At 73.6% G+C, this 21,459-nt stretch carries 18 protein-coding genes; 11 read left to right on the forward strand and 7 right to left on the reverse strand.

The features are described from left to right. Window positions 1-57 precede the first annotated feature (57 nt). Window positions 58-627: a GNAT family N-acetyltransferase gene (locus tag ACF1CT_RS33675; RefSeq protein WP_391787820.1), complete on the forward strand. Its 570-nt coding sequence runs from the start codon at window positions 58-60 to the stop codon at window positions 625-627. A gap of 81 nt (window positions 628-708) precedes the next feature. Next, on the forward strand, window positions 709-2,409 hold the full coding sequence (locus ACF1CT_RS33680; RefSeq protein ID WP_391787821.1) for a proline--tRNA ligase: 1,701 nt from the start codon (window positions 709-711) through the stop codon (window positions 2,407-2,409). A 152-nt stretch (window positions 2,410-2,561) separates the two neighbouring features. Here ACF1CT_RS33680 and ACF1CT_RS33685 read toward each other — a convergent pair whose 3' ends face one another. The 3 genes from ACF1CT_RS33685 to ACF1CT_RS33695 form a co-directional block, all read right to left on the reverse strand. Next, on the reverse strand, window positions 2,562-3,464 hold the full coding sequence (locus ACF1CT_RS33685; RefSeq protein WP_391787822.1) for an aminoglycoside phosphotransferase family protein: 903 nt from the start codon (window positions 3,462-3,464) through the stop codon (window positions 2,562-2,564). Between the two features lie 155 nt (window positions 3,465-3,619). Continuing rightward, complete coding sequence (locus ACF1CT_RS33690) at window positions 3,620-4,099, reverse strand: ferritin-like domain-containing protein (protein WP_391787823.1); 480 nt, start codon at window positions 4,097-4,099, stop codon at window positions 3,620-3,622. Then, window positions 4,096-4,638 (reverse strand): hypothetical protein, encoded by a 543-nt coding sequence (locus ACF1CT_RS33695; protein ID WP_391787824.1) that lies wholly within the window; start codon window positions 4,636-4,638, stop codon window positions 4,096-4,098. Before ACF1CT_RS33695 ends, ACF1CT_RS33690 begins: the two co-directional genes overlap by 4 nt. Window positions 4,639-4,813: 175 nt before the next feature. On the opposite strand from ACF1CT_RS33695, the gene rimP reads away from it, so the two are divergent. The 9 genes from rimP to ACF1CT_RS33740 all read left to right on the forward strand — a co-directional run bounded on the left by rimP (window position 4,814) and on the right by ACF1CT_RS33740 (window position 17,070). Then, window positions 4,814-5,311, forward strand: a complete 498-nt coding sequence (gene rimP, locus ACF1CT_RS33700; RefSeq protein ID WP_391787825.1) for a ribosome maturation factor RimP — start codon at window positions 4,814-4,816, stop codon at window positions 5,309-5,311. A gap of 2 nt (window positions 5,312-5,313) precedes the next feature. Beyond that, window positions 5,314-6,354: a transcription termination factor NusA gene (gene nusA, locus ACF1CT_RS33705; RefSeq protein WP_391787826.1), complete on the forward strand. Its 1,041-nt coding sequence runs from the start codon at window positions 5,314-5,316 to the stop codon at window positions 6,352-6,354. A 191-nt stretch (window positions 6,355-6,545) separates the two neighbouring features. After that, window positions 6,546-6,824: a YlxR family protein gene (locus tag ACF1CT_RS33710; RefSeq protein WP_391787861.1), complete on the forward strand. Its 279-nt coding sequence runs from the start codon at window positions 6,546-6,548 to the stop codon at window positions 6,822-6,824. A gap of 156 nt (window positions 6,825-6,980) precedes the next feature. Then, entirely contained in the window at window positions 6,981-10,049 is a 3,069-nt protein-coding gene (gene infB, locus ACF1CT_RS33715; RefSeq protein WP_391787827.1) for a translation initiation factor IF-2, read from the forward strand. Between the two features lie 168 nt (window positions 10,050-10,217). Continuing rightward, window positions 10,218-10,514 carry a DUF503 domain-containing protein gene (locus tag ACF1CT_RS33720; RefSeq protein WP_391787828.1) on the forward strand — a complete coding sequence of 99 codons (297 nt, stop codon included), beginning with the start codon at window positions 10,218-10,220 and terminating at the stop codon, window positions 10,512-10,514. A 79-nt stretch (window positions 10,515-10,593) separates the two neighbouring features. Beyond that, window positions 10,594-11,046 carry a 30S ribosome-binding factor RbfA gene (gene rbfA, locus ACF1CT_RS33725; protein WP_391787829.1) on the forward strand — a complete coding sequence of 151 codons (453 nt, stop codon included), beginning with the start codon at window positions 10,594-10,596 and terminating at the stop codon, window positions 11,044-11,046. Then, window positions 11,043-11,999 carry a tRNA pseudouridine(55) synthase TruB gene (truB, locus tag ACF1CT_RS33730; RefSeq protein ID WP_391787830.1) on the forward strand — a complete coding sequence of 319 codons (957 nt, stop codon included), beginning with the start codon at window positions 11,043-11,045 and terminating at the stop codon, window positions 11,997-11,999. The genes rbfA and truB overlap by 4 nt, the downstream gene beginning before the upstream one ends. A gap of 225 nt (window positions 12,000-12,224) precedes the next feature. Next, on the forward strand, window positions 12,225-16,073 hold the full coding sequence (locus ACF1CT_RS33735) for a trypsin-like peptidase domain-containing protein (RefSeq protein WP_391787831.1): 3,849 nt from the start codon (window positions 12,225-12,227) through the stop codon (window positions 16,071-16,073). A 43-nt stretch (window positions 16,074-16,116) separates the two neighbouring features. Beyond that, window positions 16,117-17,070: a bifunctional riboflavin kinase/FAD synthetase gene (locus ACF1CT_RS33740; RefSeq protein WP_391787832.1), complete on the forward strand. Its 954-nt coding sequence runs from the start codon at window positions 16,117-16,119 to the stop codon at window positions 17,068-17,070. Between the two features lie 246 nt (window positions 17,071-17,316). Here ACF1CT_RS33740 and ACF1CT_RS33745 read toward each other — a convergent pair whose 3' ends face one another. From ACF1CT_RS33745 to ACF1CT_RS33760, 4 genes are read right to left on the reverse strand one after another with little or no spacing between them, the layout of a single operon-like run. After that, on the reverse strand, window positions 17,317-18,309 hold the full coding sequence (locus tag ACF1CT_RS33745; RefSeq protein WP_391787833.1) for an oligopeptide/dipeptide ABC transporter ATP-binding protein: 993 nt from the start codon (window positions 18,307-18,309) through the stop codon (window positions 17,317-17,319). Further along, the gene (locus ACF1CT_RS33750) at window positions 18,306-19,331 is read right to left on the reverse strand and encodes an ABC transporter ATP-binding protein (protein WP_391787834.1); all 1,026 of its coding nucleotides are present in this window, start codon (window positions 19,329-19,331) and stop codon (window positions 18,306-18,308) included. The genes ACF1CT_RS33745 and ACF1CT_RS33750 overlap by 4 nt, the downstream gene beginning before the upstream one ends. After that, on the reverse strand, window positions 19,328-20,263 hold the full coding sequence (locus ACF1CT_RS33755; RefSeq protein WP_391787835.1) for an ABC transporter permease: 936 nt from the start codon (window positions 20,261-20,263) through the stop codon (window positions 19,328-19,330). The genes ACF1CT_RS33750 and ACF1CT_RS33755 overlap by 4 nt, the downstream gene beginning before the upstream one ends. Next, window positions 20,260-21,342: an ABC transporter permease gene (locus ACF1CT_RS33760; protein WP_391787836.1), complete on the reverse strand. Its 1,083-nt coding sequence runs from the start codon at window positions 21,340-21,342 to the stop codon at window positions 20,260-20,262. The genes ACF1CT_RS33755 and ACF1CT_RS33760 overlap by 4 nt, the downstream gene beginning before the upstream one ends. Window positions 21,343-21,459 lie beyond the last annotated feature (117 nt).

Here is a 21,459-nt window from a genome sequence, read left to right on the forward strand (position 1 = left end):
GCCACCGGTGCCACCCGGCCGTACCGCCCGCCCCACCCGGGCCAGTAGGGTCGGCCCATGGCAGCAGTTCCCGGGGACGGCCCCCGTACCCCCAGCGTCCGGATCGGGCCGATCGACCTCGCCGCGCGCGTGGACGAGGCGCTCGCCGTCCAGGCCATCGCCTTCGGTCTCGGCCCGGAGGAGGTCGAGGTACGCCGCCACATCGTCCTCAGACACCTCGACCACCCGCACGCCCGCGCCCTCGGCGCCACCACCCCCGACGACCGGCTCGTCGGCTTCGTCTACGGCCTGCCGAACGAGCGCGGCCAGTGGTGGTCCACCGTCGTCGAGCCCTACCTGCGGGCCACCGGCTCCGTGCACTGGCTGGACGACTCCTTCGTCGTCACCGAACTGCACGTCCTGCCGGACTTCCAGAACCGCGGCGTCGGCCGCGCACTGATCACCGCCCTCACGGACGCCGTCGACCAGCCGCGTTCCATCCTCTCCGCGATCGACACGGAGAGCCCGGCACGCGGCCTCTACCGCAGTCTCGGCTACCGCGACCTGGCCCGGCAGGTGCTCTTTCCCAGCGCTCCCAAGCCGTACGCGGTGATGGGCGCACCGCTCCCGCTGCTCCGCGGGCGGTAGCCCGGGAACCAATCGATTTCCGCCCACCGGCGCCGCCCGGCTAACCTCCTGCTCATCACCCTTTCCGAGCAGGAGTTCATCATGGCCCAGGTCCAGCGCATGTCCCGATTGATGATCAAGACACTGCGCGACGACCCGGCGGACGCCGAGACGCTCAACCACAAGCTGCTCGTCCGGGCCGGATACGTTCGTCGCACGGCCGCCGGGATCTGGACCTGGCTGCCGCTCGGCAAGAAGGTCCTGGAGAACATCACCCGCGTCGTGCGCGAGGAGATGGACGCCATCGGCGGCCAGGAGGTCCTGCTGCCGGCGTTGCTCCCCAAGGAGTCGTACGAGGCCAGCGGCCGCTACGACGAGTACGGCGACCTGCTCTTCAGGCTCCGGGACCGCAAGGGCGCCGAGTACCTCCTCGGCCCCACCCACGAGGAGATCTTCACCCAGGTCGTCAAGGATCAGATCACGTCCTACAAGGACCTGCCCGTGATCCTCTACCAGATCCAGACCAAGTACCGCGACGAGGCCCGTCCCCGCGCCGGCGTGCTGCGCGGCCGCGAGTTCCAGATGAAGGACTCGTACTCCTTCGACACCACGGACGAGGGACTGGCCGAGGCGTACGGGCTGCACCGCGCCGCCTACATCCGGATCTTCGAGCGGCTCGGCCTCGACTACCGCATCGTCTCCGCCGTCTCCGGCGCGATGGGCGGCTCGGCCTCCGAGGAGTTCCTGGCCCCCGCACCGGCCGGCGAGGACACCTTCGTCGACTGCCCCGCCTGCGACTACGCCGCCAACACCGAGGCGGTGACCTTCGAGGCCGCCCCGGTGGACGGCTCCGCGCACGGCCCCGTCGAGGAGCTGGACACCCCCGACACCCCGACCATCGAGACGCTCGCCGCCCACCTGGGCGTGCCCGCCTCCGCGACCCTGAAGAACCTGCTGGTCAAGGTCGACGGCGAGATCGTCGCGGTGGGCGTGCCCGGCGACCGCGAGGTCGACCTCGGCAAGCTCGGCGAGCACCTGACTCCCGCCGTCGTCGAACTGGTCACCGCCGAGGACTTCGAGGGCCGCCCCGACCTGGTCCGCGGCTACGTCGGCCCGCAGGGCCTGGACAAGGTCCGCTACATCGCCGACCCCCGCGTCGCCTCCGGCACGACCTGGATCACCGGGGCGAACAAGCCCGGCACCCACGCGAAGAACGTCGTCGCCGGCCGCGACTTCGAGGTCGACGACTACCTCGACGTCGTCGTCGTCCAGGAGGGCGACCCGTGCCCCAAGTGCGGCTCCGGCCTCAAGCTGGACCGCGCCATCGAGATCGGCCACATCTTCCAGCTGGGCCGCAAGTACGCCGACACCTTCCAGCTCGACGTCCTCGGCCAGCACGGCAAGCCGGTCCGGGTCACCATGGGCTCCTACGGCATCGGCGTCTCCCGCGCCGTCGCCGCGCTCGCCGAGCAGACCGCCGACGAGCAGGGGCTGTGCTGGCCCCGCGAGATCGCCCCGGCCGACGTCCACGTCGTCGCGGCGGGCAAGGCCCTCCAGACCGAGCTGGCCCTCGACGTCGCCGACCGGCTCGCCGCCGCCGGGGCGCGCGTCATGGTCGACGACCGCGCGGGCGTCTCGCCCGGTGTGAAGTTCACCGACGCCGAGCTCATCGGTGTCCCGAAGATCCTGGTCGCCGGCCGCCGCTCGGCCGAAGGCGTCCTGGAACTCAAGGACCGCCGCACCGGCGAGCGCGAGGAGCTCACCGTCGACGAGGCGATCGCCCGCCTCACCGCCCGGGACTGACGGCCGCCCGCGACGCACGAGGGGCCCCCGCCTGCGCGGGGGCCCCTCGCCCGTCCCCGGGGCCGTGTCGCCCACAAGGACCTCCCGGAACCTTGCGACGCACCGCACAGGACGCGACGCCCGCCGATCCACGCGGAATCGTCGGACACGGCCTACAGCCAGCCGGCGAACTCCAGCGTCAGTTCGCCCTCCTGGCGGCGGCCGACCGCCAGCGCCCGGGTGCCCGACTCCACGGCGCGGAACAGCGTCCAGCCGCGCAACCGGTCCCGGTCCACGTCCAGCGCGTCGGCCAGCTTCCTGACCCGTCGTCGCGCCGTCGCCGCGCCCCCGGGGGAGGCGATCAGGTCCTCGACGCGGTCGCGCACCAGGCGCGCGAGATCGTACGCCCGCTCACCGACCAGCGGCTCGGGGCCGACCGTCAGCCAGGGCGCCCGCTCGCCCGCGAGCACCTTGCTCTGCCGGAAGTTCCCGTGCAGCAGCAGGAGTTCGGGGGAGTGGGCGAGCAGTTCCTCGCGTGCCGCGAGCGCCGCGGAGACCAGCGGCTCCAGGCTCGGGTCGGCCGCGGCGCGGGCCCGCATCGGCCCGCCGGCCCGCCCGGTCCGTTCCGTGACCGTCTCGAAGCCGTGCCCGGCGGGCGGTTCGACCCAGAGCCGCCGCACCGTGCCCGCCGCCTCCAGCAGCGCCTTCGCCTCCGGCAGGGAGCGCAGCGACACCTCGGGGTGCAGCCGTTCCAGCAGCAGGGCGCCGGGGCCGTCGGCGAGCAGTCGTACCGCGCCCCAGCCGTTCCAGTGCGCCAGTGCCGCCCGCTCCAGTTCGGGCGCGGCCGAGGGCGGGGCGATCTTCAGCGCCGCGGGGGTGCCGTCCGGGCACGTCACCAGCACGACCAGACCGCTGCGGCCACCGGGAGCGACGACCCGGTCCGCGGTCAGTTCCCGCCCGGTCGAGGACAGCGCTTCCCCGGTCAGCGCGGGAAGCCGCGCGAGCCAGTCGGCGGCGGTGTCCCCGGACGACTCGCCGAGCGCTCGCACCAGACGCTGCGGCGGTTCGAAACCCATACGTGCCTTGTTCCCTTTCAGAGCCTCTTCAGTGCGCCGACGCGGTGCGTCGGGCCCGTGCCACGAGCCCGTGCGCCGACGTGGTGCGCCGGTTCCGTGTGCAGGTTCCGTGCGCCGGTTCCGTGCGCCGGCCGGGTCCCGCTCCCCGTGCCCGCCTAACCCTTCGTCCTCGTCGCGCCGGAGCCGCTCCCCGCCGTCGTGGCGGCAGTGCCGGCGGCCCGCTCGGCGAGACCGGGAAAGGCTACGCCGCTGCCGCGCCAGCGCACCGCGCGCACGGCGGCCTCGCGCAGCGCGTCCGCGGCCTGCCGCCGCAGCGGCCCGTCGGCGGCCCGGACGAGGTCGGAGTACACGTCCGCCACCCGGTCCTCCAGCAGGGCGGCCAGCCGCACCGCCGCGGCCGGGTCCGGCACGGCGAACGGCAGGGCATACGCGGCCTGCGACGCCACCGGTTCGCCGCCCAGGTCGCGCACGGTCCGCACCAGCGCGTCCCGGCGGGCCCGGTGGGCGTGGTACGCGGCAGTGGCCTCGGCCCGGCGTGCGGCCGCGACGTGTCCGCCGACCACCCCGTAGCCGTACACCGCCGCGTGCTCGGCGGCCAGAGCCGCCTGCGCGGCCTTCCGTGTCCCGGCGCTCATGACGTGGTCTCCTTGGCCAGTTCGGTCAGCAGATAGGCGTGGGCCGCGCCGGCCGCCGCGACCGACGCGAGCAGCCGGGCCAGTTCCGGCGGGGCCTCGGCCAGTGCCGCCGCGCGGTCGTCCGCGATGCGGCGCTCCTCCGCGGCCAGCGCCCTGACGGCGTCCCCGGCGTCCCCGGCGTTCCCGGTCGCCGCCGTGCGCCGCCGCGTGGACGCGGGAGTGCCACCGCCCGCCGGTGCCAGCGCCGCGACATGGGCACGGACCGCGTCCCGCAGCGGCGCGAGCCCGGTGGCGGTCGCCGGATGGTCCGCGATCACCTGCTCGTACCGGTCCAGCAGTTCCCCGCCGGCCCGCGCGGCGTTCGTCCGGAGCTTCTTCTCCGTCCGCAGGGCCGCGGTGATCTCGGCGGCGGTCGGCGCCCTGTCCCGGGCGGAGTCGTTCCGGTCCCCGGAGTCGCCGCAGCCGGCCAGCACCGCGCCCGCGGCGATCACCCCTGCCGCGGTGAACGCACCCCTGCGCGTCGTCCCCGTGCGCCGCACCTGTTCTCCTTCGAGGTTGGGCCTGTTGTGACTGGATCTGTCCTGAAGTGATCAATGCAGGCGAGCGTACCCGCGGTGGCGGTCCGGACGGACGGCAACACCCCTCGGGACCGGATACCCTTTGACCTGACACGCGAGATCCCACAACAGCACACGCGGCCGAGGAGTCACCCGGATGAGCACCACCCAGAGCGAAACGCTGCGCGGGCTGCTCGAACCGCTCGTCAGCGCCGAGCAACTGGACCTCGAAGAGATCGAGGTGACCCGGGCAGGCCGCCGCCGGGTGCTGCGGATCGTCGTGGATTCCGAGGAGGGCGTGGAGCTGGACGCCTGCGCCGAGCTGAGCCGCGCGATCTCCCAGAAGCTCGACGAGACCGACGCGATGGGCGAGGGCGAGTACGTCCTCGAAGTCAGCTCTCCCGGTGCCGACCGTCCGCTGACGGAGCACCGCCACTACGTACGCGCCACCGGCCGCCTCGCCCGGTTCCGGCTGCGCGAGGGCGGCGAGCTGGTGGCCCGCATCCTCGGCGTGGACGACGAGGGGATCGACCTGGAGGTGCCGGGGGTCAAGGGCCGCAAGGCCACCTCCCGCCGGATCGCCCTCGACGAGATCGCCGGGGCGCGCGTGGAGATCGAATTCAGCCGCAAGGACAAGAAGGAAGAGGAGGCGTAGCCGTGGACATCGATGTGAAGCTCTTGAAGGGCTTGGCGCAGGACAAGGAGATCCCCTTCGACGTGCTCGTCGAGGCGATCGAGTCGGCCCTCCTCATCGCCTACCACCGGACCGAGGGAAGCCACCGACGCGCGCGCGTCGAGATCGACGAGCGCGGCCATGTGACGGTGTGGGCGAAGGAGGACCCGGCCGACCTGGAGCCGGGCCAGGAGCCCAAGGAGTTCGACGACACCCCGTCGGGGTTCGGCCGGATCGCCGCGAGCACCGCCAAGCAGGTCATCCTGCAGCGTCTGCGCGACGCCGAGGACGACAGGACGTTCGGGGAGTACGCGGGCCACGAGGGCGATGTCGTGACCGGCGTCGTCCAGCAGGGCAAGGATCCGAAGAACGTCCTTGTCGACATCGGCAAGCTGGAGGCCATCCTGCCGGTGCAGGAGCAGGTGCCGGGCGAGGAGTACCCGCACGGCCTGCGGCTGCGCACCTACGTCGTCCGGGTCGCCAAGGGGGTCCGCGGTCCGTCGGTGACGCTGTCGCGCACCCACCCCAACCTGGTGAAGAAGCTCTTCGCGCTGGAGGTCCCGGAGATCGCCGACGGATCCGTCGAGATCTGCGCGATCGCCCGCGAGGCCGGTCACCGCACCAAGATCGCGGTCCGTTCCACCCGCTCCGGTCTCAACGCCAAGGGTGCCTGCATCGGCCCGATGGGCGGCCGGGTGCGCAACGTCATGGCCGAGCTGCACGGCGAGAAGATCGACATCGTTGACTGGTCGGACGACCCGGCCGAGATGGTCGCGAACGCCCTGTCGCCCGCGCGGGTGAGCAAGGTCGAGGTCGTCGATCTCGGCGCGCGCTCGGCCCGGGTCACCGTTCCGGACTACCAGTTGTCGCTGGCGATCGGCAAGGAGGGGCAGAACGCCCGGCTCGCCGCCCGGCTCACCGGCTGGCGCATCGACATCCGCCCGGACACCGAGACCGACGCCGAGCGCGACATCGCCGACCGGCAGCGGGCCGAGCGCGCTCGCGAGCGGTCGGAGCGCGGCTGAATCCTGGCGCCCGACCGGACCCCGGACCGGCGCTCGCCCCCGGAATCCGGGGAGCACGGAGCCGCCGAGAACCGGCGGTTGCGCGCGGGCGGCGGGAACACATCCCGGCGGCAGGCTGCTGAGATCACGACAACATGCGTTCGATTTTTGCCCCAAAGGGGTGAGGTCGGTGCGGGGAGGTAGACTTGAACGTGTCTGGCCGGACGCATGCCCGCGCGTGCCCTGAGCGAACCTGTGTGGGATGCCGGGAGCGGGCGGCCAAGCACGAGCTGCTGCGCATCGTCGTGGACGAGGACACCTGTGTTCCCGATCCGCGCGGTACGCTGCCCGGCCGGGGTGCGTACGTACACCCCGTCTCCGTCTGTCTGGACCTGGCGGTTCGCCGCCGGGCCTTCCCCCGGGCCTTCAAGGCCAAGGGGCCGTTCGACACCACCGCGGTGCGGGGGTTCGTCGAGCGGGCGACACCGTAAGAACCGTAAGAAATGAACGGCACGGAATCCCGTGCGGTCAGGTACCTCGCGAGTTGGAAGTAGGTCGAGATTGCGATGAGCACTCGATGAGTACGCGATGAGTACGCCCATGAAGTAGCGACGGTCCGGCGGTAACCCGGACCTAAAAGGAGCGAAGTGGCTAAGGTCCGGGTATACGAACTCGCCAAGGAGTTCGGCGTCGAGAGCAAGGTCGTCATGGCCAAGCTCCAAGAACTCGGTGAATTCGTCCGTTCGGCGTCCTCGACGATCGAGGCGCCGGTTGTACGCAAGTTGACTGACGCACTGCAGGGGCCCGGCGGCAACGCCGGCAAGGCCGCTGCCAAGCCTGGCGCGCCCCGCAAGGCGGCGCCCGTGAAGCCCGCGGCGCCCTCCCCGGCCGCCGCGGCACGTCCCGCTGCCCCGAAGCCCGGCGCCCCGGCCCCCAAGCCGGCCCCCGCCGCCCCGGCGAGCAGCGCCCCCGCGGCACCCTCTGCCGGGCCGCGCCCGGGCCCGAGGCCCGCGCCCAAGCCCGCCCCGGCCAAGCCGGTGCCGGCCGCCGAGTTCTCGGCCCCGGCCCAGCCGGCCGCGCCGCAGCAGCAGCAGGCTCCGCGTCCCGCGGGCGCCACCCCCGGTCCCCGTCCCGCCCGTCCGGCCCCGGCCGGCGGTCAGCGCGACGGCGGCCGTGAGGGCGGTCGCGACGGTGGCCGCGGCGAGCGCCCGGCCCGTCCGGGCGGTCAGGGCGCTCCGCGCCCCGGCGCGCGTCCGGCCGGTCCCCGTCCGGGCAACAACCCCTTCACGTCCGGCGGCTCGACGGGCATGGCCCGTCCGCAGGCGCCCCGTCCCGGTGGCGCCCCGCGTCCCGGCGGCGGCCAGGACCGTCCGGCCCCGCGTCCGCAGGGCGGACCCGGTGGCGCGCCGCGTCCCCAGGGCCAGGGCGGTCCCCGCCCGACCCCGGGCGGCATGCCGCGTCCGCAGGCGCCCCGTCCCGGTGGCGGCCCCGGCGGCAACCGTCCGAACCCGGGCATGATGCCGCAGCGTCCCGCCGCGGGCCCGCGTCCCGGTGGTGGCCCCGGCGGTGGCCGCGGTCCCGGCGGCGGTGGCGGTCGTCCCGGTGGTGGCGGCGGTGGCCGTCCCGGCTTCGCCGGTCGTCCGGCCGGTCCCGGTGGCGGTGGCGGCGGCTTCGCCGGTCGTCCCGGTGGTGGCGGCGGCGGTGGCGCCGGTCGTCCCGGTGGTGGCGGCGGCTTCGGCGGTCGTCCCGGCTTCGGTGGCCGTCCCGGAGGCCCCGGTGGCCGCGGTGGCACACAGGGTGCGTTCGGCCGTCCCGGCGGTCCGGCGCGTCGTGGTCGCAAGTCGAAGCGGCAGAGGCGCCAGGAGTACGAGGCCATGCAGGCCCCGTCGGTGGGCGGCGTCATGCTGCCCCGCGGCAACGGGCAGTCCGTCCGTCTGTCGCGCGGTGCCTCCCTCACCGACTTCGCGGAGAAGATCAACGCCAACCCGGCGTCGCTCGTCGCCGTGATGATGAACCTCGGCGAGATGGTCACGGCGACGCAGTCCGTCTCCGACGACACCCTCAGGCTGCTCGCGGACGAGATGAACTACGTCCTCGAGATCGTCAGCCCGGAGGAGGAGGACCGCGAGCTGCTCGAGTCCTTCGACATCGAGTTCGGCGAGGACGAGGGCGGCGAGGAGGCACTCGCCCCGCGTCCGCCGGTCGTGACCGTCATGGGTCACGTCGACCACGGAAAGACCCGACTGCTCGACGCGATCCGCAAGACGAACGTCGTCGCGGGCGAGGCCGGCGGCATCACGCAGCACATCGGTGCGTACCAGGTCTCCGCCGAGGTCAACGGCGAGGACCGTCGGATCACCTTCATCGACACCCCGGGTCACGAGGCGTTCACCGCCATGCGTGCCCGCGGTGCGAAGTCCACCGACATCGCGATCCTCGTGGTGGCGGCGAACGACGGTGTGATGCCCCAGACGATCGAGGCGCTGAACCACGCCAAGGCGGCCGACGTGCCGATCGTGGTCGCGGTCAACAAGATCGACGTCGAGGGCGCCGACCCGACCAAGGTGCGCGGCCAGCTCACCGAGTTCGGTCTGGTGGCCGAGGAGTACGGCGGCGACACGATGTTCGTCGACATCTCCGCCAGGCAGGGTCTGAACATCGACCAGCTTCTGGAGGCCGTGGTCCTGACCGCGGACGCCTCGCTCGACCTGCGGGCCAACCCGGAGCAGGACGCGCAGGGCATCGCGATCGAGTCCCACCTCGACCGCGGCCGCGGCGCCGTCGCCACCGTTCTCGTCCAGCGCGGTACCCTCCGCGTCGGCGACACGATGGTCGTCGGTGACGCCTACGGCCGTGTGCGCGCCATGCTCGACGACAAGGGCGAGAACGTCGAGGAAGCGGGTCCGTCGACCCCCGTCCTCGTGCTCGGTCTCACCAATGTCCCGGGTGCCGGTGACAACTTCCTGGTGGTCGACGAGGACCGTACGGCCCGCCAGATCGCCGAGAAGCGCGCCGCCCGCGAGCGCAACGCCAACTTCGCCCGCAAGGGTGTCCGGTTCTCCCTGGAGAACCTCGACGAGGCGCTCAAGGCCGGTCTGGTCCAGGAACTCAACCTCATCATCAAGGGCGACGCGTCCGGTTCGGTGGAGGCCCTGGAGTCCTCGCTGCTCCAGCTCGACGTCGGCGACGAGGTCGACATCCGGGTCCTGCACCGCGGTGTGGGTGCGGTCACCGAGTCGGACATCGACCTGGCGACCGGCTCCGACGCGATCGTGATCGGCTTCAACGTGCGCGCCGCCGGGCGTGCGCAGCAGATGGCCGAGCGCGAGGGCGTGGACGTCCGCTACTACTCGGTCATCTACCAGGCGATCGAGGAGATCGAGGCGGCCCTCAAGGGCATGCTCAAGCCGGAGTACGAAGAGGTCGAGCTCGGCACGGCGGAGATCCGCGAGATCTTCCGCTCGTCCAAGCTGGGCAACATCGCCGGTGTGCTCGTCCGGTCCGGCGAGGTCAAGCGCAACACCAAGGCGCGCCTGCTGCGCGATGGCAAGGTCATCGCGGAGAACCTCACCATCTCCGGTCTGCGCCGCTTCAAGGACGACGTCACCGAGATCCGCGAAGGCTTCGAGGGCGGTATCAACCTCGGAAACTTCAACGACATCAAGATCGACGACGTCATCGCGACGTACGAGATGCGCGAGAAGCCGCGAGGCTGATCCGCGGGGGTTTCCGGGGAGACGCTTCCCGGAACTCCGCGCACAGTCGGGGCCGGTCGACGGGTCGTATTTCCGTCGATCGGCCCCGGCCGTTCCGTGTACGGTTCTGGTGTCCCCGCCAAGTTCTGGCGGGGAACGAACCCGAACCGGCGGGACATCCGGACATTCATGTATGTGGGGACACTGTCCTTCGATCTGCTTCTCGGCGACGTACGGTCGTTGAAGGAGAAGCGCTCCATCGTCCGTCCGATCGTCGCCGAGCTCCAGCGCAAGTACGCGGTGAGCGCGGCGGAGGTGGGCGGTCAGGATCTCCATCGCAGGGCCGAGATCGGTCTTGCCGTGGTCTCCGGGGACACCGGACACCTCGCGGATGTTCTGGACCGGTGCGAGCGGCTGGTGGCCGCCCGGCCGGAAGTGGAGCTGTTGTCCGTACGGCGACGGCTGCACAGCGACGAAGACGACTGAGTAAGCGGAAGGGACGGCGAGGGGTGGTGGACGCCACCCCTCGGCAGCCTGTCCCGAAGGTGAAGAAGGAGACGGACCAGTGGCCGACAACGCGCGGGCGAAAAAGCTGGCGGACCTCATCCAGGAGGTGGTCGCCCAGAAACTGCAGCGCGGTATCAAGGACCCCCGTCTGGGCACGCACGTGACCATCACGGACACCCGGGTCACCGGTGACCTGCGGGAGGCCACGGTCTTCTACACGGTCTACGGCGACGACGAGGAGCGTGCCAGCGCGGCGGCCGGACTGGAGAGCGCCAAGGGCGTGCTGAGGTCGGCGGTCGGAGCGGCGGCGGGAACCAAGTTCACCCCCACGCTGACGTTCGTGGCCGACGCCCTCCCGGAGAACGCCAAGACCATCGAGGACCTCCTCGACCGGGCCCGGGCCTCGGACGAACGGGTGCGCGAGGCGTCCTCGGGTGCCACGTACGCCGGCGGTGCCGACCCGTACCGCAAGGCCGACGGCGAGAACGACGAGGACACCGCCTCCGAATGACATCGCAGAACAAGACGCCCGACCGGGGGAGCGCGAGGACCGCTGCCCCGGCCAGGGGCCGTGGCGTGCCGCCCGAGGACGGCCTTGTCGTCGTCGACAAGCCGGCCGGCTTCACCTCGCACGACGTCGTCGCCAAGATGCGCGGCATCGCCCGGACCCGCCGGGTCGGTCACGCCGGCACGCTGGACCCGATGGCGACGGGCGTGCTCGTGCTCGGTGTGGAGAGGGCCACCAAACTGCTGGGCCATCTCGCACTGACCGAGAAGGAGTACCTCGGCACCATCCGGCTCGGCCAGAACACCATCACGGACGACGCCGAGGGCGAGATCGTCTCGTCCGCCGACGCCTCCGGGGTGACCCGCGACGCCATCGACGCCGGGGTCGCGGCCCTGACCGGTCCGATCATGCAGGTGCCGTCCAAGGTCAGTGCCATCAAGATCGACGGCAAGCGGTCCTACGCGCGGGTGCGCGGCGGCGAGGAGTTCGAGATCCCGGCCCGGCCGGTGACGATCTCGTCCTTCCGCGTCTACGACGTGCGCGAGGAGACCGCCGAGGACGGGACGCCGGTGGTCGACCTTGTCGTCTCCGTGGTCTGCTCCTCCGGCACGTACATCCGGGCGATCGCCCGTGACCTGGGCGCCGGGCTCGGCGTCGGCGGGCACCTGACCGCGCTGCGGCGCACCCGCGTCGGCCCGTATGGTCTCGACGCGGCCCGGACACTCGACCAGCACCAGCAGGAACTCACCGTGATGCCGGTGGCCGAGGCCGCCGCCTCCGCGTTCCCCCGCTGGGACGTGGACGAGAAGCGGGCAAGGCTGCTGCTGAACGGGGTACGGCTGGACATGCCGGCCTTCCCGCCGGGACCGGTCGGGGTCTTCGGACCCGATGGACGGTTCCTGGTCCTCGTCGAGGAGCAGAAGGGTAAGGCCAGGAGCCTCGCCGTCTTCGCCTGAACCGGGCCGTCTCTCCGGTGTGCCACCGGACGGACGGGGCCGGGGCGTACCCGTGGGGCGGGCGGTCGCCGTCGCGCCCGCCCCACGATCCCCCCACGGTTGCTGTCCACCGAGCGCCGCGGATTCACCCCGATGAGCAGGCGCGCGGAGTGAAACGGGGGTGTGCCGGGGGCGCTTTTACTCCGATCGTGCGTGCGCCGATCTTCGCCGACCTACCGTCGGACCATGGGTAGCGAGGACCGGCCGGCGCTGGTACGCATCTGCGATCCGGTCGGTCGGCCGCGGGGTACCGGATTCGTCGCCGACGACCGCGGCACGGTGGTGACCAGTCACGAGGCCGTCGACGGCCTCACCCAGGTCGTCCTGCGCGGACCGGACGGCCGCGACTGCCGCGTCGGCGCCGCCGACGTCGTCGCACTGCCCGGACTGGACCTCGCCCTGCTGCGCACCGGAGGGCCGTCCGCGCTCGGCGCGGAGCCCGCCCCGATCGCCCTGCGGGACCGGATCGACGCCGGGACGTACGTCACGATCGCCGCCCACGGCTGGCGCGAGGCACGGGTGCTCGGCACGGCCCCGGTGACGTACACGGCGAACGGCCTGTGCCATCGGATCGACGGCGCGCTGGAACTGGCGCTGGGCACGGACGGCGCGGACGCGCTGCGGCTGCGCGGCACGGCCGTGGGCGGGCCCGTCGTCGACCCGGAGACCGGCGCGGTCGTCGCCGTGCTGGGCACCGCGCTGCGGGCCGGACGCCCCGGCGCCGGCTTCGCGGTGCCGCTCGGACGCGCGGGCGCGGACGGTCCGCTGGGCGCGCTGCTGCGGCGCAACGCCACGGGCGTGCCCGGATACGCCCGCGACCTGAATCTCGCGGGCGCCCTGCAACTGACGGCCACGTCGCTCGGTGCGGCGGGCGGGCCGGTCGGCTGCCCCGACCCGGTGGAACGCCCGGGCATCACCGCGGAACTCACCGCCTTCACGTTCCCCGCCTGCCCACCGTCCGCGACGCACGGACCCGCCGTCGTGCTGGGCCTCGTCGGAGCTCCGGGCTCCGGCCGGTCCACCGAACTCGCCGCCCTCGCCGCCCGCCGGGCCCGGGGCCGGGTTCCCGCCCCCACGGTCTGGCTGCGCGGCGCCGACCTGCTGGCCGACGACGACTCGGTCGCCGACGCGGTAGCCCGGACGCTGCGACGGGCCGGGCGGATCGTCGCGACCGACGGGCGGACGTGCCCGCCCCCGTCCGGGGGCGACGCGGCGGGCGACGCGACCCCCGAGCGGGTGGCCCGGCTGGCAGCGGAGAGCGGCAGCCCGCTGCTCGTCCTCCTGGACGGCCCCGAGGAGATGCCGCCCGCACTGGCCCACGGCCCGGCCCGGTGGACGGCGGGGACGGTCGACTGGCTGCGGGCGAACGGCGCCCGGCTCGTGGTCGCCTGCTCGCCGGAGCACTGGGAGACGGCAGGCGCGCTCTGTCCGCCCGGCGCGCTGCACCGGCCCGCCGGGCCGGCCGGGCGCACGCCGTACGCGGTCCGTCTCGGCGATCTCACCGCGGCCCAGGCCGAACGGGCCCGGGAGCGGTACACCATCCCGCCGGGCGCGCTCGCCCCCGGCCACGACCGGCACCCGCTCACCCTGCGCCTCTTCGCGGAGGTGCGCGAGGCCCTGCCCCCGGACGTCGCCGGGCGGCCGGACACGGAGGACGTCTTCGGTGCCCACCTGGACCTGATGTGCCTGCGCGTCGCGGTCCGCATCGCGGCCCACTCGGGCCCGCCGCCCGGCGGCACGGCGATCCGCCGCCTGGCCGCGCGGGTGGCCGGACAGGTCCACGAGGCGGCCCGGCGCTGTCTCGGCCCCGGGCAGGGGGAACTGGACCGGGCGGCGTTCGAGGACGTCTTCCCCTGGCGCACGGGCTGGGCGTCGGCGGTCCTGGCCGAGGGCCTGATCGTTCCGGCGGGCGCGGGCTACCGCTTCGCCCACGAGGAGCTGGGGGACTGGGTGCAGGGCGCCCACCTGGACCTGGACGCGGCACTGCACGCCCTGGTCCACCGCCGGCACGAGGAGCACGAGGTTCACCAGAAGGCGGCGGGGCGGGGGGAGGCACCGGGGAGGGACACCGGGGCGCCGCAACGGGCCCCGAGGGCGGGGGCCGCGGCGACCGGGCCCCGGGTGCCGCGGCCGCGACGGCCCCGGAACCACCACGACGGCCCGCCCGCCCCCGGGGCGCCGACGACGGTGATGCGGACCGGGACGCCGGCCGGGACGCGCGTCGGCCACGGCGGCACGCCGGGCGACCCGTCCGCGCCGGACACGGCGGCGGCCGGACCGGCACGAGGACCGCGCGCCCTGCCCGTACCGCGCCATCGGACCGGACCGGTGATCCAGGCCCTGTTGCTCCTGGGCCGCCGCCAGGGGCCCGATGCGCTGGCGCACCGGCTCGCCGACCTCATCGAGGCCCTGGACCGTCTGGCGCGCGGTCCGGCACCGGCCGCGGGGGACCGCGCCCGGCACGACGCCCGCTGGTGGGCGGCGCACCTGCTCTCCCGGACCCTGCTCCGGGTACCCGATGCCCGGCCCCATCTCGGGGTGCTGCGGCTGCTCACCGGCCTCGTGGTCCGGCACACCACCACGGACGGGCCGGGGACCCCGCGGACGTACGCCGAGTTCGGCCCGTGGTTCTGGCGGCGGCTCAAGCTGCCGGAAGCGGACCGGATCGACCTGCTGCGGCGTCTCGTCCCCGCCGACCCGCCGCGCCGGGCCGGTCCGCGGAACGAACGGCCCGGCGGCGATGCCGACGAGCGGTACCTCGACACCGTCGCCCGCTCTCTTGCCGACCGGCCCCGGACCGTACAGCCCCTGCTCTGCGCCTGGTTCTCCGACGAGCGCCCGCTGCCCGCCGGGGACGGCGCCGGGCCGCACCCCACCGTGGCCGACGCCGCCCGGGCGCTGCTCCACGCCCGCCGGGACCTCGCCGTCGACGACCTGACCGACACGCTCGTCTCGACCGCCCACCCCAGGGCCGGGGAACTGCTCGCCGCCCTCGCACAGGACGAGCCGTCCGCGCTGTGCCGGGCCGTCGACCGCTGGGCCCGGGACGAGGATCACCCCGGCCGTCGGGCCGCCGCGGCCTCGTACGCCCTGCTCACAGCCGCCCACGCCACCCGCGACGACGACCGCGGGCTGCTGCACGCGGCCGCCGACGCCCTGCTGGCACGCCCCGGTGACACGGCCCTGCACGGACCCGCGCTCACCCTTCTCGTCCGGGACCCGCGAACCAGGGACCGCAGCCTCCGGCAGGCGCTGCGGGCCTTCGTCGCGGGCGAGCCGCCGCTGCCCGTCGAGGTCCTCGCCGAGGCGTTGCCCACCCACCGGGAGCAGGTGCTCGCCGCACTGCGGGAGCGGCTCGTCCGGCCCGGCGGGGGAGCGGGGGAGGTGCTGCGCGCGCTCGCCGGGATCGACGATCCCACACCGGCCCTGCACGCCGCCGACCTGGTCCGGGCGTACGCCGGGACCCACCCCGGCGGCGCCGCGGACGTGGCCGCCTACGTCGACCGGAGGCTGGAGCACGGCCCCGCCGCCCGCGCCCTGCTGCTGCCCCTGGTGACCGCGCTGCTGCGGGGGCGTCCGGTGTCCCCGCCGGTGCGCGCGGCGCTCGCCGGGGTGCTCGCCGCGCCGGGCGGCCCGGCGTCGGGGCGACTGCGGGGCGAGTTGCTGGAGGTCCTGCTCGATTTCGAGCAGGGCGCCCACCGCGATCCCGCGGTGCTCGAAGCCCTGCTGCGGGCCGCCGCGGGCGGCGCCGCCGAGCGCTCCCCGGCCCGCACCCGTGCCCTGGTCCACCGCACCGGAACGCTGCTGGTCCGCACCCCCGAGGGCGCTGCCCGGTTCGACCGCCTGCTGGCCGCTCTGGCCCGTGACGTACCCGGTTTCGCCGCCCTGATCGCCGACTGGCTGGCCGGAGCGCCGCAGGAGTGGGCGGCCCTCGTGGGCCCCGGGGCGCGGGGCGCGGTGACGTCGGCCACGGCCCCGAAGCCGGTGCCGATGCGGGCCGCGGGGCGTGAGCATGGCAGTCTTAGACCTGCGTAACAGGCAATCTCACGTACACGGGTTCGGGCGAGGAGCGGTCACAGTGCAGTGCTGGCGTGGCTTGGAGGACATCCCCGAGGACTGGGGACGCAGCGTCGTCACCATCGGTTCCTACGACGGGGTGCACCGCGGGCACCAGCTGATCATCGGACGCGCCGTGGAGCGGGCGCGGGAGCTGGGCGTGCCGTCGGTCGTGGTGACCTTCGACCCGCACCCCAGCGAGGTCGTCCGCCCCGGCAGCCACCCCCCGCTGCTCGCCCCGCACCACCGGCGCGCCGAACTGATGGCCGATCTCGGTGTCGACGCGGTGCTCGTGCTCCCCTTCACCAACGAGTTCTCCAAGCTCGCACCCGCCGACTTCATCGTGAAGGTGCTCGTCGACAAGCTGCACGCGCGCCTGGTCATCGAGGGGCCGAACTTCCGCTTCGGCCACCGGGCGGCCGGGAACGTCCAACTGCTCACCGAGTTCGGCGCCACCTACGACTACGGCGTCGAGGTCATCGACCTCTCCGTGAGCGGTGAGGCGGGCGGCGGCGAGCCGTTCTCCTCCACCCTCACCCGGCGGCTGGTCGCCGAGGGCGACGTCGCGGGCGCCGCGGAGATCCTGGGCCGACCGCACCGCGTCGAGGGCATCGTGGTGCGAGGCGCCCAGCGCGGCCGTGAACTCGGCTTCCCCACCGCCAACGTGGAGACGCTGCCGCACACCGCGATCCCCGCCGACGGCGTCTACGCGGGCTGGCTCAACGCGAACGGCGAGTCGATGCCCGCCGCGATCTCGGTCGGTACCAACCCGCAGTTCGACGCCACGGAACGGACGGTGGAGGCGTACGCGATCGACCGCGTCGGCCTCGACCTGTACGGACTCCACGTCTCGGTGGACTTCCTCGCGTATGTGCGCGGGATGCTGAAGTTCGACTCGGTCGACGAACTGATGGTGGCGATGGCCGCCGACGTGAAGCGGTGCAGCGAGCTCGTCGCCGCGTACGAGCGCGGCTGACCGCCACCCCCACCGGCACGCCGGGGCGTGCGGCCGGGGGCCGGGACCGACCCGCGGGTCCCGGCTCCCGGCCGTCGCGCCTCAGAGCCCGTCGGGTGACCCCTGACCGGGCAGGCACGTCCTGGCGCGCACGCTCCCGGTGTTGCCGGGATGACCGAGCGGCTCCGCCACCGGGCCCTCCCGGCGCCCTGGAAGCGCACGCGCCATGCCCCGTCCGCTTCCGGTCGAAGGCCGCCCGACAGGCTCTCACCCCCGCGGTTTCACCGCGTTCGCCCAGTGGCACGCCACCTGGGTCCGCCCGCCGCCCGAGAGCACCGGAAGGTCCTCCGTGCGGCACGCCTCGGCGACGCCCGCCCGCTCCGCCTCGCCCGACGCCAGTACCTGGCAGCGGGCGTGGAACCGGCAGCCGGACGGGACCCTGGACGGGTCCGGCGGCTCGCCCGTCAGCACCACCGGATCGGTTCCGGCCTCCGGCAGCACCGACAGCAGCGCCCGGGTGTACGGGTGGCGGGGAGCCGTGAGGATCTGCTCCACCTCGCCCGTCTCCACGATCCGCCCGAGATACATCACCGCGACCCGGTCCGCGATGTTCCAGGCAAGCCCCAGATCGTGCGTGACCACCAGCGCGGACAGGCCCAGTTCGTCCCGCAGCCGCAGCAGCAGGGCAAGGATCTCGCCGCGCACCGAGGCGTCCAGCGAGGCCACCGGCTCGTCGGCCACGATGAGTTCCGGCTCCAGCACCAGGGCTCCCGCGATCACGACCCGCTGCCGCTGACCGCCGGACAGCTCGTGCGGGTAGCGCAGGAAGAACCGCTCGGGAGGCCGCAGCCCCGCCCGCGACAGGGCGTCGGCCACCGCCTCCCGCTCGTTCCCCGCGTACCCGTGGATGCGCAGCCCCTCGGCGACGGCGTCGTACACCGTGTGCCGGGGGTTGAGCGAACCGCTCGGGTCCTGGAGCACCAGTTGCACCCGCTTGCGGTACGCCTTCAGCGCCCGGCTCCCGTAGCCGAGCGGCCTGCCGTCGAAGGTCACCCGCCCGGACGTCGGCTCCACCAGGCCCAGCAGCGAGCGCGCCAGCGTCGACTTGCCGCAGCCGGACTCGCCGACCAGCGCGACGATCTCTCCGGGCCTGATGTCCAGATCGACGCCGTCCACGGCGTGCGCCGGGGCGGCCCCGCGCCGGCCCGGGAAGACGACCTTCAGGTCCTGGGCGCTGAGCAGCGCCGGGGTGGTGGTCATGGTGTGTTCCTCGCTTCCTCGGCGTCCGGCCGGTCCGCGGCCCTTGCCGGTGGTTCCACCAGCACGCACGCGGCCCGGCGCCCGGGCCCCGCCTCCCTCAGCTCTTGGTCCCGCGTCGCGCAGGAGTCCAGCGCCGAGGGGCAGCGCGGGTGGAAGGTGCAGCCGTCCGGCAGCGCCGACGGGTCCGGCGGGTCGCCGGGCAGTCCGCGGGGCGCGAACCGGGAGGCCGGGTCGCCGATGCGCGGGAAGGCGCCGGACAGCGCCCTCGCGTACGGGTGGTGCGCGGCGCGGTGGACCTCGGACGCCGGACCCTCCTCCACGACCCGGCCCGCGTACATCACCGCGAGCCGGTCGCAGGTGTCCGAGAGCACCGCGAGGTCATGGCTGATCATCATCAGACCGAGATCCTGCTCGGACACCAGTTCCTCGATCAGCCGGAGGATCTGGGCCTGGATCATCACGTCGAGGGCCGTGGTCGGCTCGTCCGCGACGATCAGCCCCGGGTCGCAGGCGAGCGCCATCGCGATCATCACGCGCTGCCGCTGGCCGCCGGACAACTCGTGCGGGTAGGAGTCCGCGCGGGCCGCCGGCAGACCCACCTGCTCCAGGAGCTCGCCGGCCCTGCGGGCCGCCGCGGCCCGGGTCGCCCTCCCGTGCAGCAGGATAGGTTCGGCGATCTGGTCCCCGATGCGGTGCACCGCGTTCAGGGAGTGCATGGCGCCCTGGAAGACGATCGACGCCCCCGCCCAGCGCACCGCCCTGACCCGGCCCCACTTCATGGCGAGGACGTCCTCGCCGTTCAGCAGGATCTCGCCGGTGACCTTCGTCCCGGCGGGCAGCAGCCGCAGCAGCGCGAGCGCCAGGGTCGACTTCCCGCAGCCCGACTCACCGGCGATGCCGAGCTTCTGGCCGGCCTCGACGGTGAGGTTCACCCCGCGGACGGCCCGTGCCCCGCCGGCGTACGTCACCGTGAGGTCCCGGATGTCGAGGAGCGGTGCCTCGCGGTTGCTCGTGGTACTCAACGGGCCACCCCCAGCTTGGGATTGAGGACGGCCTCGATGGCACGTCCGCACAGTGTGAACGCCAGGGCGACCAGCGCGATGGCGATGCCGGGCGGGGCCAGGTACCACCAGTTGCCCGAACTCACCGCGCCCGCCTCGCGGGCGTCCTGGAGCATGCCGCCCCAGGAGGTGACGGTCGGGTCGCTCAGGCCGAGGAAGGCGAGCGTGGCCTCGGTCAGAATGGCGCTGGAGATCACCAGCGTGGTCTGGGCGAGCACCAGCGGCATCACGTTCGGCAGGACGTGCCGCACCATGACGTGCCCGTGCCCGCCGCCCAGGGCCCGCGCCCGCTCGATGTACGGGCGGGACTCCACGGCCAGGGTCTGGGCGCGGACCAGGCGGGCCGTGGTCGGCCAGGTCGTGACGCCGATCGCGATGATGACCGTCCACATCGAACGGTCCAGCACGGTGGCGAGCGCGATGGCCAGGACCAGGGTCGGCATCACCAGGAACCAGTCGGTGATCCGCATCAGGACCGTCGAGTACCAGCCGTGGAAGTGCCCCGCGACGATGCCGACGACCGTACCGATGGCGACGCACAGGAAGGCCGCGAGCAGACCGACCGTCAACGAGATCCTGGCCCCCCACACCAGCAGGGCCAGCACACTGCGCCCGAACTGGTCGGTGCCGAGCGGGAACGCGCCGCTCGGCGCCTCCAACGGCCCGCCCGGGGCGTCGGTCACGCTCTGCGAGTCGGCACCGACGAGCTGGGGCGCGAACACGGCGACCAGCGCGATCAGAACGAGCGCGCCAAGCCCCCACAGGCCGCCCCGGTGTCCCCGGTACTCCCGCCAGAACCGGGCGGCGGACTGCCGCTTGCGGGCCCGGGCCAGCGCGCGCGGGTTCTCGTCCGCGCCCGCCTTCGTGGGCGTGGGCATGGATTCGGTCGTCATCGGCCCACCCGGGGATCGAGCAGCGGATACAGCACGTCGGCAAGGGTGTTCGCCAGGATCACCGCGGTGGCGAACACGAAGAACAGGGCCTGCACGAGAGGCAGGTCGGGCACGCTGAGCGCCTGGTAGAAGAGGCCGCCGAGGCCCGGCCAGGAGAACACCGTCTCGACGAGGATCTGCCCCGCGACCACATGCCCCAGGTTCACGAACATCAGCGTGAACGTCGGCAGCATCGCGTTGGGCACGGCGTGTCTGCGGCGCACCACGTCGTCGCGCAGCCCCTTCGCACGGGCCGTGGTCAGGTAGTCGCTGCCCATCTCGTCGAGCAGCGAGGAGCGCATCACCAGGAGTGTCTGCGCGTACCCGACCGCGACGAGTGTGATCACCGGCAGGACCAGGTGGTGCGCCACGTCGACGACGTACCCGAAGCCGCTCTCGCCGCCCGACTCCATGCCGCCGGTCGGGAACATCCCGGGGATCGGCCCGACACCCACCGCGAAGACGATGATCAGGAGCAGGCCCAGCCAGAACGACGGAACCGAGTACAGGGTCAGCGCGAACGCGGTGTTGAAGCGGTCGCTCACGGAGCCGTTGCGCCAGGCGGTACGGGTGCCCAGCCAGATGCCGAGCGCGGTGTAGAGGACGTAGGCGGTGCCGGTGAGCAGCAGTGTCGCAGGGAGGGCCTCGACGATCTTGTCGATGACGGGGGTGTGGAACTGGTAGGAGACGCCGAAGTCCCCGGTCAGCGCGTCGCCCACATAACTGGTGAACTGCTTCCAGAGCGGCTGGTCCAGCCCGAACTGGTGCCGGAGCGACTGGAGTTGTTCGGCGGAGACGCGGCGACCGCCGGTCATCTGCTTGACCGGGTCGTTGGGCAGGAGACGGAAGAGGAAGAAGCTGGTGACCAGTACGGCGAAGAGGGAGACGACAGCGCCCCCGATCTTGGCCGCGACGTACCGGAGATAGGCCTTGGTGTCGCGCGCCCGTGGACCGCGGGGACCTGCCGGGCCGGCCGGGGCCGGTCCGACGGTGTCCGCGTCCGTGTTCTGTACGAGCGCCGGAGTGCTGTCAGCTGTCATGGGGAACTCTCGTTACTCGTGCTGCGCGGGGACCGGCGGGCGGCCTCCGGGCCTGCCCGCCGGTCTTTCGTGACCGGTCCTCACGGCCTGGGGAACGGGAGGAGGCGGGCTCGCCGC

It is taken from the genome of Streptomyces sp. NPDC014734, from assembly GCF_043083325.1.
Taxonomy (GTDB): domain Bacteria; phylum Actinomycetota; class Actinomycetes; order Streptomycetales; family Streptomycetaceae; genus Streptomyces.

Bases quoted from the DNA above. Each gene is read 5' to 3' on its own strand.
- truB (WP_391787830.1), top strand. From the start codon at position 11,043: ATGACATCGCAGAACAAGACGCCCGACCGGGGGAGCGCGAGGACCGCT.
- ACF1CT_RS33720 (WP_391787828.1), top strand. From the start codon at position 10,218: ATGTATGTGGGGACACTGTCCTTCGATCTGCTTCTCGGCGACGTACGG.
- ACF1CT_RS33675 (WP_391787820.1), top strand. From the start codon at position 58: ATGGCAGCAGTTCCCGGGGACGGCCCCCGTACCCCCAGCGTCCGGATC.
- ACF1CT_RS33690 (WP_391787823.1), bottom strand. From the start codon at position 4,099: ATGAGCGCCGGGACACGGAAGGCCGCGCAGGCGGCTCTGGCCGCCGAG.
- ACF1CT_RS33760 (WP_391787836.1), bottom strand. From the start codon at position 21,342: ATGACAGCTGACAGCACTCCGGCGCTCGTACAGAACACGGACGCGGAC.
- rimP (WP_391787825.1), top strand. From the start codon at position 4,814: ATGAGCACCACCCAGAGCGAAACGCTGCGCGGGCTGCTCGAACCGCTC.
- ACF1CT_RS33685 (WP_391787822.1), bottom strand. From the start codon at position 3,464: ATGGGTTTCGAACCGCCGCAGCGTCTGGTGCGAGCGCTCGGCGAGTCG.
- ACF1CT_RS33745 (WP_391787833.1), bottom strand. From the start codon at position 18,309: ATGACCACCACCCCGGCGCTGCTCAGCGCCCAGGACCTGAAGGTCGTC.
- ACF1CT_RS33680 (WP_391787821.1), top strand. From the start codon at position 709: ATGGCCCAGGTCCAGCGCATGTCCCGATTGATGATCAAGACACTGCGC.
- ACF1CT_RS33735 (WP_391787831.1), top strand. From the start codon at position 12,225: ATGGGTAGCGAGGACCGGCCGGCGCTGGTACGCATCTGCGATCCGGTC.
- ACF1CT_RS33755 (WP_391787835.1), bottom strand. From the start codon at position 20,263: ATGACGACCGAATCCATGCCCACGCCCACGAAGGCGGGCGCGGACGAG.